Below are 12,110 nucleotides of genomic sequence, written 5' to 3'. Positions count from 1 at the left end.
CGCCACGTAAAACGGAGACCCTCGTACCTGCAAGGTTCAGGCTGAAACCCAAATCAGACGTGTTCCTTTACCACGACCGGGCGCGCCTTCTTCCGCGAGTGGCTTCGGGCCGGCACCTTGTCGACGAGGCTGAGCGCTTCCATGCGACTCGACACGCACGGCCCGGAACCGGGCAACGGCTTGCCGGCCGTCTCGCGCAGCGCGAGCACCGATACGATACCGATGACCGACGCACCCATCAGATAGTAGGCGGGCATCATCAGGTTGCCCGTCACGTCGACGAGCCACGCGGTCACGAGCGGCGTCGTGCCGCCGAACAGCGATACCGACACGTTGAAGCCGATCGCGAGCGCGCCGTAGCGGATTCGCGTCGGAAACAGCGCCGGCAGCGACGACGGCATCACGCCGGTAAACGTCGACAGCAACGTGCCGAAAATCAGCATGCCGCCGAGCATCGGCAACGTCGCGCCGGTGCGGATCAACAGCAGGGCCGGAATCGACAGCATGAGGAGTCCGACGCATCCGGCGAGCATCACCGGTTTGCGTCCGACCTGGTCGGACAGATGCCCGGCGTAAAGCGTCATCGGCATCATCAGCATCATCACGATCAGCACGAGAAAGAGGCCATGTGATTCGTCGACGTGCAGTGTCGCCGACAGAAAGCTCGGCAGATACGACAGGGCCATGTAGTCGGTCACGTTGAAGATCAGCACGAGGCCGACGCATTGCAGCAGCGGCTTCCATTGCTCGGCAAGCAGTTCCGGAAATCCTTGCTTCGGCCGCGCGTTTTCGTTCGCCTCGCGCGCTTCCGCTTCCTTCTTGAAAGCAGGTGTTTCCTCGAGTTTCATCCGCACGTAGAGGCCCACGAGGCCGAGCGGACCGGCGATGAAAAACGGCACGCGCCAGCCCCACGACAGCAGCGCGTCCTGCGACAGCATCGCGGTCAGTGTCGCGACCGTGCCCGCGCCGAGAATGTAGCCGGTCAGCGTGCCGAACTCGAGGAAGCTGCCCATGAAGCCGCGGCGCTTGTCAGGCGAGAATTCGGCGATGAAGGTCGCGGCGCCGCCGTATTCGCCACCCGTCGAGAAACCCTGCACGAGGCGGGCGACGAGCAGCAGCACGGGCGCCATGATGCCGATCGACGCATAGCTCGGGATCAGGCCGATCGCGAACGTGCCGACGGCCATCATGATCATCGTCATCGCAAGCACGCGCTGCCGGCCGATCCGGTCGCCGAGCGGGCCAAATACCATGCCGCCGAGCGGGCGCACGAGGAACGCGGCCGCGAACGTGCCGAAGGTCGCGAGCAACTGCGCGGACGGGCTGCTGGACGGGAAGAACACCTTGCCGAGCGTGACGGCGATGTAGCTGTAGACGCCGAAGTCGAACCATTCCATCGCGTTGCCGAATGCCATTGCGCCGACCGCACGCTTGAGCACTGCGTTGTCGACGATCGTAATGTCGCTCAGCGCAACGGACGTGCGCGAAGATTGTGGGTTGCGTTTTCGCGAAGAGCTCAATGGACACACTCCTGGTATGGCACGGCCAATCCGCCGGATGGAACACGCAGGCGATCGGCCGCATGCGGATCGGCGGTGGGGGCTGGGGGTCTCTGGGGCGCCGCCGTGTCGAAGCGTGCATGGCGGTCGCTCGGCACGGGGCGCAATGTGCAAGGTGAGTGTAGAGATATGCCCGGAATCGACCATCACTCATGCGTCCCGAACACGGTCGTAAACGACAACGGACACAGGCTTGTGCACTTGCTGGCGCAACGCAGTGCCGCATACACTACGTTGGATTTCGAGCCATTCCGCGCGATAGCGAACGAGCGGCAAAGGCGGAAAGTCCGGTCGACTATCGGAAACTCAACGAAGCAACCAACGGCCCCGACGACAATTTCAGGCCGCCGCTTTCCGCGACGGTCATCGGATCGGGACGCGCGTATTTCCACTAGAAGGCGGGCTTGCCCGGCAATCCGGACGCGACTGGAATCGTGCCCGGTCGTCAATTCAAAGCGGAGCGGCAGCACCATGAACAGGGTTCCACGCGTGTCCGTCGTGATCCCGGCGTTCAACGCCGCGTCGTTCGTCGAGGAAGCGATCGAATCGATCCTCGCGCAGACGTTCAGCGCGTTCGAGGTGATCGTCGTCAACGACGGATCGACTGACGCAACGGCGAGCGCGCTTGCGCACTACGCTGCCCATCCGCAGGTGCGCACGATCACGCTCAGCGATAACGCCGGGGAAGCGATCGCCACCAATCTGGCGATCGTCGCTGCGCGTGGCGAATACGTCGCCCGCCTGGACGCGGACGATATCGCGCTGCCGGACCGGCTCTCCCGCCAGGTCGACGTGCTCGACTGCAATCCATGGGTGACCGTGTGCGGCGGGCAGGCGGTGATCTTCGAACACGCATCGTCTGCGGAACTGGGGCGATCGCGCGCGTTGCAGTCCGACGCGGATATCAAGACCGCGTTGCTCGAAGGCGGCGGGCATTTCATCACGTCGACGACGATGTGGCGCAAGACGTGGTTCGTCGAACGCAATATCTGGTGGCTGCCGCATTTGCGGTCGTCGCGCGATCATCGGTTCTGGGTCGATGCAATGCTGGCGGGCGCGGGTTTTGCAAATCTGGACCGCGATCTTGCCCGGCATCGGCGGCATGCGAGCAATGTCAGCCTGGACAGGGACGCCACGCGCGAGGCGACGCGGCTGAATCGCGACATCGTGCTGCAGGCGTTCTACCCGACGCTGACGAGCGACGACCGGGAAGTGCTGTTGCCCGTGCTCGAGATCCAGCATTTCGGCGCCGGGCATCTCGACGACGCAAAGCGCCTGTCGCAGGCAGTCGCGTTGCTCGCGGACATGGCCGGATGCGCCGAATCGCGCGTTGGTGAAAATCGCGCGATGCTGGCCGATTTCGTGCGGCAATGGATCGACCTCGCGTTGGCGCGGTTGCGTGACTTGTCCGGGGCGGCGTAATCGGCCACGTTCCCATTCGACTCGACGCAAGCTGAATTCGTTATCAGCGTGCGGGGGTGATGCATTGCAGCAATCGGCATTTTGCGTTCGGTCCAGGTTGATTAAGATCAAACCCTCAGGCGGACGCCCACCTCGATAACCGGTCCGCCTCGGCACGGATCATGGACAACCGCACAGACTCCCCCCCGCTCATTTCGCTGCCAGAGAGCGAGCACCGCCCGCTGTCGGTGCGTGCGAAGGCGCTCGTATTCGCGGATCCCGTGTCGCGCGCCGTGCTGCGCTTCGTCGAGCAGATCGGGCCGAGCGCCGCGCCGGTGCTGATCCTCGGCGAGACGGGCACCGGCAAGGAACTGGTCGCGCGGCACATCCATCACGTCAGCGGCCGCAAGGGCGCGTTCATCGCAGTCAACTGCGGCGCGATCAGCCAGCAGCTTGCCGAGAGCGAGCTGTTCGGCCACGAGGCCGGCGCGTTCACAGGCGCGCAGGGCCGCCGCGTCGGCTACTTCGAGGAAGCGCACGAAGGCACGATCTTTCTCGACGAGATCGGCGATCTCGCGCCGCCGCTGCAGGCGAAGCTGCTGCGCGTGCTGCAGGAGGGCGAGGTCACGCGCGTCGGCGCGACGCGCGCGCGGCCGGTCGACGTGCGGGTGGTCGCGGCGACCAACGTCGATCTCGAACAGGCCGTGATGGCCGGCAACTTCCGCATGGACCTGTTCTACCGGATCAATCTCGCGCGCGTGCGGCTGGCGCCGCTGCGCGAGCGGCCGCAGGACATCCTGCCGCTCGCCGAGCATTTCCGTGCGCGCTACTGCGCGCAGCTCAAGCGCGCGCAACCGATGCTGTCCGAGGGCGCCGTGCAGGCGTTGCACGCGTATCCGTGGCCCGGCAATATCCGCGAGCTGGAAAACGTGATGCATCTCGCGCTGCTCGTGTCGAACGGCAACCTGATCCGGCCCGAGCACCTGAAGTTTTCCGAAGCGCTCGCGGGCTACGTGCGGACCGACGACGCCGCGACGTCGCTGCCGCAGGACGACATCCGCGCGGGCGTGCGCCGCCTGTTCCGCGCGCCCGGCGAAAGCCTGCTGCGCGACATCGAGGCGCTGGTCGTCTGCGAGGCATTCGAGCATTGCCGGTTCAGCCAGGTGCGCACGGCCGCGCTGCTCGGCGTCACGCGCAACACGATGCGCACGCTGCTCGCGCGCCACGGGCTGCTCAGCGAGCCGCGTCCGGAATCGGCGTTCGACGACTGATCGCGCGGCGCGGGCACGGCTCAGCACGGCTCGACACGGCAAGGCAAGGCAACGCAAGGCTCAGCGCAGCAGGGCACGACCCGTGACCGGGGGCGCCGTCAGCGGCCCGTCACAGCAAGCTCGCGCGCGCGAGCAGCGCGCGCACGCGCGGCAGCACGTGCGTGCCCACGCGGGTCGCTTCCTCGAGGTTCGGATACGACGACAGCAGGAATTCCCCGATGCCGAGCATCCGGTACTCGTGGATGCGTGCAGCAACCTGATCGTAGCTGCCGACAAGCGCGGTGCCCGCGCCGCCGCGAATCAGCCCGACGCCGGCCCACAGGTTCGGGTACACCTCGAGTTCGCGCAGCGAGCGCAACGCGCCGCGGCTCAGCGCGGTCTGGCGCCGCTGGCCGACCGACTCGTATGCGGCGAGCTGGCGCTGCGCGTCGACATAGGTCTGGTCGGAAATCCCGCTCAGCAGCTCGTCGGCGCGCGCCCACGCGGCGCGTTCCGTCGCGCGCGCGATCACGTGCACGCGCAGCCCGAACCGCATCCGGCGGCCGTACATCGCGGCCAGCGCGCGCAGCCGCGCGACACGTTCGCGCACGACGTCGGGCGGCTCGCCCCACAGCAGGTACGTGTCGGCCTGGCTCGCGGCCACCTGCTCGGCGAGCGTCGACGCGCCGCCGAGATACAGCGTGGGCGGATCCGCGAGCGGCACGCCGGCATGCGCGGGATTCAGCATGTAGTAGCGCCCGGCGACCGAATGGCCGGCGCCCTGCCACAGCCGGCGCAGCACCCGCAGGCATTCGGACGAACGCTGGTAGCGCCGGTCGTGGTCGAGGAAATCGCCGAGCGCGCGCTGCTCGTAGGCGCTCGATCCGTTCACCGCGAACAGGCGCAGGCGGCCGCCGCACATGCGCTGCAGCGTCGCCGCCTTGTGCGCGATCTGTTCCGGTTGCTCGAGCCCTGGACGAAACGTGACGATGAACGCGATGCGCCGCGTCGCGCGCGCGAGCTGCGCGCCGACGAGCCACGGATCTTCGAAGCCCGCGGCCATCGGCAGCAGCAGGCTGCCGAAGCCGGCCGCCTCGGCCGCGGCGGCAACGCTGCGCAGGTACTCGGGCGTGGCCGGCCGGTAGTCCCGCATGAACGTCGGCGGCCGAGGCAGTCCGCTGTTCGCGAGATGCGGGCCGTCGCCGTTGGTCGGCAGGAACCACGCAAAATCGACACTCATGCTTCACTCCGGCGGTGGGCCGCGCGGCGCGCCGCCGCGCCGCACGCATCGTCGAATTCGGCGATGCGCGTGAACAGCGTGCGGGCCGGCGGCGGCGCGAGGCCGCGCGCGCGGTAGGCGCACTCGACGGCGGCGGTCGCCGCGCGGGACGCGCTCGCGCGCACGATCGCGCCGTCGCAGAACGGCGCCACCCACGCGAGCTCGCGCCGGTCGCCGACGCACCAGTAGACGGGCGGCCGCTGCAGCGTGAGATCCGGCAATTGCGCATGGTCGACGCGAAAGTAGGTGCCGCGATGCCGCAGCGGCGTGCGCGTGGCCCACAGCGCGGCGAGGATCGACAGGAATTCGGCGCTGCGCGCGAGCCGCTGGTCGCGGTTCAGGTGCGCGTGCTGACCGCTTGCATCGACGCCGCGTGCATCGGCCTCGCACGCGAGCAGTGCGCGGCCGCGGCTCAATGACTGCAGGCTTTGCGCGAGATGCGCGGCCGCGACGGGCAGCATCGCGCCCGCCTGAAGCGACACCACCACCCGCAGGTCCGGCAGCGCGTCGACGAGCGCTGCGGCGGCCATCCACGGGTCCGGACCGGCAGTATCAGCGGGGAGCAGCACGGCATCGCAGCCGGCCGCGATCCCGGCCTCGGCGATCGCGATCCAGTCGGCAGCGGGATCGGGCCGCGCGTCGTCGCAGCGCGTGAGGAGGCGCAGCAGCAGACGCGGCGCGCTCATGCGGCGGCGCGGGCCGGCTGCCAGCCGAGCGCAGGCGCAATCGTTTCCGCGATCGTGCGCAGGCGGCGCAGCGCGTCGTCGAGCGACGAGCTTTCGGCATGCACGACGGGAAGGAAGTAGTCGGCGAACGGCAGTAGCGCCGGGTCGCCGTGCAGGCTCTCGATCACGTCGTCAGGGTGGCCGAGGTGGACGTTCAGCAGCCGCACGATCTCGTCGGGCGACGTCACGTCCGGATGGCCGGTCGCCGCGAGCCACGGGATGTGCCGCACGACGTCGGGCGCCAGTTCGGCGAGCGCGGTGCGCCGGTCGAGCGCCGGAAACACCGCGCGCACGACGCCGATGCGGGGCACCGCCGCGTGCGCGTCCGAGACGGTGCGTTCGCGCCACGCGTCGAGGTAGGCGTCGGCGAGCGGGCGCTGCACGGTGCGCGGATCGTGCACCGCGGTGCCGAGCAGCAAGCCGTTGCCGTGCCGGGCGGCGAAGCGTGCGCCGTCGGCCGACGCGTGCGAATGCCACAGGCGTTCGCGCAGGCCGGGCGCCGGCGGCTGCAGCACGAGCGGTGGTGCGTCGGCGGCGCTGTCGGCGACGGGGCGGCCCGACAGCGCCTCCTGCAACCGCTCGAGCGCCGCCGCGAAGCGCGCCTGGCGCGTATCGACGTCGAGCCCGAAAGCGGCGAACGCGTCGAGATTCGCGCCGCCGCTGCCGAGCCCGAGCTGCAGGCGGCCACCGGACAGCGCGTCGAGCACCGCGGCGTCCTCGGCAAGCCGCAGCGGGTCTTCGAGCGACAGCGTGACGATGCCCGTGCCGAGCTCGATGCGGTGCGTGCGTTGCGCGATGGCGGCCAGCAGCACGAGCGGCGACGGCAGTCGGCCGTACTCGGCGCGGAAGTGATGCTGCGCGACGAAGCCGCCGTCGTAGCCGAGCTGCTCGGCCGCGACGAACAGCGTCTCGAGATCGGCATACACGCGGCGCGCGTCGCCGGTGCCGTGCACGTGGGTGAGAAAGCCGAGCTTGAAGGGCCGGCGCGCGGCCGGTGCGGGAGAGGGCGAAAGGGTCATGTCGAAAGCGGAGCGGAAGTGGGCGGAACAGATTCGGGAGGCGAGCCGGCCGGCGTCCAGCCGAGCTCGGGCCCGACGTGGCGGGCGATGTCCTCGAGCCGCCTCAACGCGTCGCGATGCGGCGTGCTCGCCGTCTGCACCTGCACGACGAGCTCGGTCGCGCCGGCCAGCGCGGGATCGGCGCGCAGCGCGGCCACGATGTCACCGGGGGTGCCCCGCAGCACGCCGAACCGGTCGAGTAAGCCGGCGACGCCGGCCAGATCGGGCGCCGGCGCACCGGTGGCCCGCGCGAGCTGCGCCGCGTAGCGCACGATGTCGGGGCCGAGCACAGCGTCGACGCTCGCCGTGTCCGCGCCCGGCACGACCGCGCGCACGAGTGCAACGCGCGGTGCCTTCGGTTGCCGCCACGCGCCGCGAAAGCGCGCGATCAGCGCGGCTTCGCCGTCTGCTTCGGGACGCGTGCGCGCGACGATCAGCCCGTGACCGTTGCGGGCGACCGCTTCGGCGTCGCCGGTCGCCTGCCAGAGGCGCGCCGCGAGCGCTGGCGCGGGCGGCTGCAGCGTCAGGCCGGCCGCGCCGAGCGGCGCGCCGTCGAGCGCACGGCGTAGCGTGGCAAGCCCGTCGGCCTGCAGCGCCGCGCGCGCATCGAAGTCGCGGCCGAACGCGCGGAACACGTCCGGCTCGAAGCCGGCGCCGACGCCTAGCTGCAGGCGGCCGCCCGACAGCGCGTCGAGCACGGCGGCGTCCTCGGCAACGCGCAGCGGCGATTCGAGCGGCAGCACGATCACGCCGGTGCCGAGCGCGATGCGGCGCGTGCGGCGCGCGGCGGCCGCGAGCAGCACGAGCGGCGATGCCAGCCGGCCGGTTTCGCGGCCGAAATGATGCTGGGCCACCCACGCGCTGTCGAAGCCGAGCGCTTCGGCGGCCTCGATCAGCGCGAGCGTGTCGTGCAGCACGTGTGGCGACGCGTCCGGCGCATAGACGCGCGTCAGCATGCCGAGCCGGAAGCGTCGCGTCATGCCGTCTCTCCTCCGACCGGTGCCACCGTATCGCCGCGCAACGACGACGGCGGCCGCACGAACGGCGGCCGCGGCAGGCCGAGCTGGTCGCGCAGCGTTGGCCCTTCGTATTCGGTGCGGAACAGCCCGCGGCGCTGCAGCTCGGGCACGACCCGCTCGACGAAGTCGTCGAGGCCGCCGGGCGCCCACGCGAACGCGACGTTGAAGCCGTCGGCGCCATGCAACAGGAACCATTCCTCGAAATGGTCGGCGATGGTCTTCGGCGTGCCGGCCACCACGCCGGCGCTCGCGAAGCGCTCGTAGAGCTGGCGGATCGTCAGGTTCTCGCGGCGCGCGAGATCGACGATCAGTTGCTGCCGGCTCTGGCTGCGGTTGCTCGGCGGCAGGTCGGGCAGCGGCCCGTCGAGCGGATAGCCGGAGAGATCGAAGTCGCCGGCGTTGTCGGCGACGAGGCGCAGCCCGAGCACCGGATCGATCAGGTCCTGCAGCGCACGCAGCTTGTCGCGTGCGTCGGCCTCGGTTGCGCCGACGATTGGCATCACGCCGGGCAGGATCTTCAGATGGTCGGGCTGGCGGCCGTAGCGCGCGAGCCGGCCCTTGACGTCCGCATAGAACGCCTGCGCGTCGTCGAGCCGATGCTGCGCGGTGAAGATCACTTCCGCGCAGCGTGCCGCGAGTTCGCGGCCGGCGTCCGACGAGCCGGCCTGCACGAGCACCGGGTGGCCCTGCGGCGCGCGCGCGACGTTCAGCGGGCCGCGCACGCTGAAATGCGGGCCGCGATGATTGAGCACATGCAGCTTGCGGTGATCGAAATGCAGGCCGGCGGCCTTGTCCTCGATGAACGCGTCGTCTTCCCAGCTGTCCCAGAGCCCCGCGACGACGCGCCGGAATTCGTCGGCGCGCGCATAGCGATCGGCGTGCGCGAGATGCGGCGCCGCGCCGAAGTTTGCGGCTTCGTCGGGCACGACCGACGTGACGAGGTTCCAGCCGGCACGCCCGCCGCTCAGGTGATCGAGCGACGCGAACTTGCGGGCGATGTGGTACGGCGCGTTGTAGGTCGTCGTTGCGGTCGCGATCAGGCCGATGCGGTGCGTGACGGCCGCGAGCGCTGCGAGCAGCGTGAGCGGCTCGAAGGTCTCGGCGCGCGCGCTGCGGCGCAGCGAGTCGACGTGGCTGCCCTGCGTCGCGACGACGTCCGCGACGAACAGCGCGTCGAGCTTGCCGCGTTCGGCCGTCCGCGCCATCCGGCGGAAATGCGCGAAATCGCGGTTGCCGTTGGGTTGCGCGAGCGGGTGGCGCCAGCCGACGACGTGGCTGCCGGTGCCGTTCAGCATCGCGTTGAGCTTCATCCTGTCGGTACGGCGCGTCATCTCGCGAGCCTCCTCAGAACGTGTAGGTCACGCGCACGCCGACCGTGCGCGGCTGGCCCGCCGCGGCGACGTTCGTGCCGGGCAGGAAGAAGTTCTTCGTCAGGTCGTACTGGCGGTTGAACAGGTTGCGTGCCCACAGCGCGACGTCCCAGTGCCGGTCAGGCGACGTGACGGTGAGGCTCGCGTTGAAGAGCCAGTACGCGTCGGCGGTGTAGTTCGGGCCGAGCAGCAGCAGTTGCGAATACGCGTCGCGATAGCTGTAGTTCGTCTCCGCGCGCAGCCGGTAGCCGTCCGCAAGCCAGCTGTACGCAACCTGCCCGCCGTAGCTGAGGCGCGGGAAGCTGAGCGCGGTGCCGTTGTAGTCGGTGAACACGTTGTGGCCGCTCGCGGCCGATGCCTGCGTGTTATACGTGACGAACGGCGCCGTGTACTTGCCGCCCTTGTAGCCGACGTATTGCGAGAACTCGAGCCCGCGCACCGGCTGCCACTTCAGCTCGGTCTCGATGCCGTCGATGCGCGATTTCGGCGCGTTGACGAACGTGCCGATCAGCGACTGCGAGTTCGGGTCGAACGTCGCGGACAGCACCTGCTGGTCACGGTAGTCGTAGTGGAACGCCGACAGGTTCCAGCGCAGCGTGCGCGTGAGGTCGCTCTTGAAGCCGACTTCGTACGCGGTCAGCGATTCCGGCTTGAATGGTGCGAGCGCGCTCGAGTTGCCGGTGTTGTGCGCGGTGAAGCCGCCCGACTTGTAGCCGCGGCTCACGCTCGCGTACAGCAGCGTCGCCGGCGCGAGATCGAATTCGAGGCCGACCTTGCCCGACGTGCCGTTCGACGTCAGCGACTGGTTCACGTCGCCGCCCTGGAAGCCCGCGAACGGCACGAACGACGGCGTCAGCATGCCGGACGCGAAGCCGCGCAGCTCGCGCTTCTCGTGTTCCTGGCGCAGCCCGACGATGCCGCGCAGGCGCTTGGTGATGTCGTAGGTCGCCTGTCCGTACGCGCCGAGCGTATCGACCGACTGCCGGTAGCGCGACAGCGCGATGAAGCCGAGCCGGTCGCTGAAGTCGGAATAGAACTTCTCGTCGAGATCGTCGTGCGAGTAGAACAGGCCCGTGACCCAGCGCAGCCGCGTGTCGCCGCGCGACGATGCGCGCAGCTCCTGCGTGACTTCGTTGATGGTGTCGTCGAAGTACTCGTCGGAGTCGTGATACTGCGTCGCGTCCCAGTCCGCGTATTCGCGGCGGTGCAGGTAGTTGTACGCGGTGATGCTCTTCAGCTCGACCGGGCCGAGGTTCCACGTCGCGGTGAGATCGACGCCGCCGTTCACGTTGTTGCGGCCCGGCTTCGCATCGGTCGACAACCCCGTCACGCGCGAGAACGCGGGGCTCACGCCCCAGCCGGTTTTCGTGTGGTCGGTATCGGCCGGAATGACCTGGCCGGTCTTGGCCGACGTGTACGGGGTGAACAGGTAGAGGCCCTCGTTGTCGGACTTGTCGAAGCCGCCGTGCGCGCCGAAGTGCAGCTTGAAATCGCGGGTGACGTCCCAGTCGAGCTGGCCGCGCGCGGCCGCGCTGTCATGGTTGCCGAGCGTCTGGTTCGTCGCGCGGTTGTTCTGCCACGCACCGAAGTCCTGCGTCGTGAACGCGAAGCGGCCGCGCACGCGATCGCTCAGCGGCCCCGACACATAACCCTCGGTCGTGAACAGGTTGTGCGTGCCGTATTCGGCGGAGACGCCCGCTTCGAAGTCGCGGGTCGGCTGGTTCGTGATGAAGTTGATCGTGCCGCCCGTCGTGTTGCGGCCGTACAGCGTGCCCTGCGGCCCGCGCAGCACTTCGACGCGCGCGATGTCGAACAGTTGGCCCTGGGTCTGGATCGGCAGCGCGTACGCGACGTCGTCGACGTTCACGCCGACCGTCGATGCGTTGTTCGACGTGTAGTCGCTGAAGCCGACGCCGCGAATCCGGAACTGCGGCTGCCCGCCGCCGAACGCGGGCTCGACCTCGAGGTTCGGCGTCGCGTGCTGCAGGTCGTTGACGGTTTCGACGTTCAGCGTCTTCAGCTCGTCGCCCGAGACGACCGACACCGATGTGCCGACCCGCTGCGCCGACTGCACGCGTCGCTCGGCGGTCACGATGACGTCCTTGAGCTGTGCTTCCGCGATCGGTGTGTCCTTCTTCGTGGCGGGTTTTGCGCTCGGGTTCGCGCCGGGTTTTGCGCCAGATTTCGCGTCCGGACTCGCGTCCGAGAGCGTGCCTGGTTGCGCGCCGGGTTTCGCACGCGGCGACGATGCGTCCGGCGCGGCGGTCACGGCAGCCGCCGACGCGGCGGCCGGTCTCGTGGCCGCGGCCGGCGGCTCCTGTGCGTGCAGCGCCTGAGTGGCGGCCAGCAGCGCCGATGCGCCGATGGAGGCCTTCAACAACGTGTATTTCATCAGTAACCCCTGTCGATGCGCGCGTGATGCGTGTTTGATGTGTGTAGCCGGCGCGCA

The 12,110-nt window shown here is 69.3% G+C and carries 9 protein-coding genes; 2 read left to right on the top strand and 7 right to left on the bottom strand.

Features of this window, described 5'->3' with window-relative positions:
* Positions 1–53: 53 nt before the first annotated feature.
* Positions 54–1,520, bottom strand: coding sequence for a glycine betaine/L-proline transporter ProP (proP, locus tag DID96_RS13730; RefSeq protein ID WP_124599843.1), 1,467 nt, complete (start codon positions 1,518–1,520; stop codon positions 54–56).
* Positions 1,521–2,030: 510 nt separating this feature from the next.
* On the opposite strand from proP, the gene DID96_RS13720 reads away from it, so the two are divergent.
* The gene (locus DID96_RS13720; RefSeq protein WP_124599841.1) at positions 2,031–2,981 is read left to right on the top strand and encodes a glycosyltransferase family A protein; all 951 of its coding nucleotides are present in this window, start codon (positions 2,031–2,033) and stop codon (positions 2,979–2,981) included.
* A 161-nt stretch (positions 2,982–3,142) separates the two neighbouring features.
* Positions 3,143–4,231, top strand: a complete 1,089-nt coding sequence (locus DID96_RS13715; protein ID WP_124599840.1) for a sigma-54-dependent Fis family transcriptional regulator — start codon at positions 3,143–3,145, stop codon at positions 4,229–4,231.
* 109 nt (positions 4,232–4,340) lie between these two features.
* Here the strand turns inward: DID96_RS13715 and DID96_RS13710 are convergent, their stop codons facing one another.
* Genes DID96_RS13710 through DID96_RS13685 form a run of 6 tightly spaced genes read right to left on the bottom strand, consistent with a single transcriptional unit; the run spans position 4,341 to position 12,053 of the window.
* Positions 4,341–5,450 carry an LLM class flavin-dependent oxidoreductase gene (locus DID96_RS13710; RefSeq protein ID WP_124599839.1) on the bottom strand — a complete coding sequence of 370 codons (1,110 nt, stop codon included), beginning with the start codon at positions 5,448–5,450 and terminating at the stop codon, positions 4,341–4,343.
* Positions 5,447–6,175, bottom strand: coding sequence for an LLM class flavin-dependent oxidoreductase (locus tag DID96_RS13705; RefSeq protein ID WP_124599838.1), 729 nt, complete (start codon positions 6,173–6,175; stop codon positions 5,447–5,449). Before DID96_RS13705 ends, DID96_RS13710 begins: the two co-directional genes overlap by 4 nt.
* The gene (locus DID96_RS13700; protein ID WP_124599837.1) at positions 6,172–7,233 is read right to left on the bottom strand and encodes an LLM class flavin-dependent oxidoreductase; all 1,062 of its coding nucleotides are present in this window, start codon (positions 7,231–7,233) and stop codon (positions 6,172–6,174) included. Before DID96_RS13700 ends, DID96_RS13705 begins: the two co-directional genes overlap by 4 nt.
* On the bottom strand, positions 7,230–8,252 hold the full coding sequence (locus tag DID96_RS13695; protein WP_124599836.1) for an LLM class flavin-dependent oxidoreductase: 1,023 nt from the start codon (positions 8,250–8,252) through the stop codon (positions 7,230–7,232). The genes DID96_RS13700 and DID96_RS13695 overlap by 4 nt, the downstream gene beginning before the upstream one ends.
* Positions 8,249–9,622, bottom strand: coding sequence for an LLM class flavin-dependent oxidoreductase (locus DID96_RS13690; RefSeq protein ID WP_124599835.1), 1,374 nt, complete (start codon positions 9,620–9,622; stop codon positions 8,249–8,251). Before DID96_RS13690 ends, DID96_RS13695 begins: the two co-directional genes overlap by 4 nt.
* A gap of 13 nt (positions 9,623–9,635) precedes the next feature.
* Positions 9,636–12,053 carry a TonB-dependent receptor gene (locus DID96_RS13685; RefSeq protein ID WP_185732249.1) on the bottom strand — a complete coding sequence of 806 codons (2,418 nt, stop codon included), beginning with the start codon at positions 12,051–12,053 and terminating at the stop codon, positions 9,636–9,638.
* Between the last annotated feature and the right edge of the window lie 57 nt (positions 12,054–12,110).

The sequence above is a fragment of the Burkholderia sp. Bp8963 genome (assembly GCF_003854275.1).
In the GTDB taxonomy this organism is placed as follows: Bacteria; Pseudomonadota; Gammaproteobacteria; order Burkholderiales; family Burkholderiaceae; genus Burkholderia.
Note: the sequence above shows the minus strand (reverse complement) of the source record. Positions and strands in the feature narration are given on the sequence as shown.

What these genes read in the sequence shown, in the direction of transcription:
- DID96_RS13715 (WP_124599840.1), top strand. Translation starts at nt 3,143, where the DNA reads ATGGACAACCGCACAGACTCCCCCCCGCTCATTTCGCTGCCAGAGAGC.
- DID96_RS13690 (WP_124599835.1), bottom strand. Translation starts at nt 9,622, where the DNA reads ATGACGCGCCGTACCGACAGGATGAAGCTCAACGCGATGCTGAACGGC.
- DID96_RS13700 (WP_124599837.1), bottom strand. Translation starts at nt 7,233, where the DNA reads ATGACCCTTTCGCCCTCTCCCGCACCGGCCGCGCGCCGGCCCTTCAAG.
- DID96_RS13705 (WP_124599838.1), bottom strand. Translation starts at nt 6,175, where the DNA reads ATGAGCGCGCCGCGTCTGCTGCTGCGCCTCCTCACGCGCTGCGACGAC.
- DID96_RS13685 (WP_185732249.1), bottom strand. Translation starts at nt 12,053, where the DNA reads ATGAAATACACGTTGTTGAAGGCCTCCATCGGCGCATCGGCGCTGCTG.
- DID96_RS13695 (WP_124599836.1), bottom strand. Translation starts at nt 8,252, where the DNA reads ATGACGCGACGCTTCCGGCTCGGCATGCTGACGCGCGTCTATGCGCCG.
- DID96_RS13720 (WP_124599841.1), top strand. Translation starts at nt 2,031, where the DNA reads ATGAACAGGGTTCCACGCGTGTCCGTCGTGATCCCGGCGTTCAACGCC.
- DID96_RS13710 (WP_124599839.1), bottom strand. Translation starts at nt 5,450, where the DNA reads ATGAGTGTCGATTTTGCGTGGTTCCTGCCGACCAACGGCGACGGCCCG.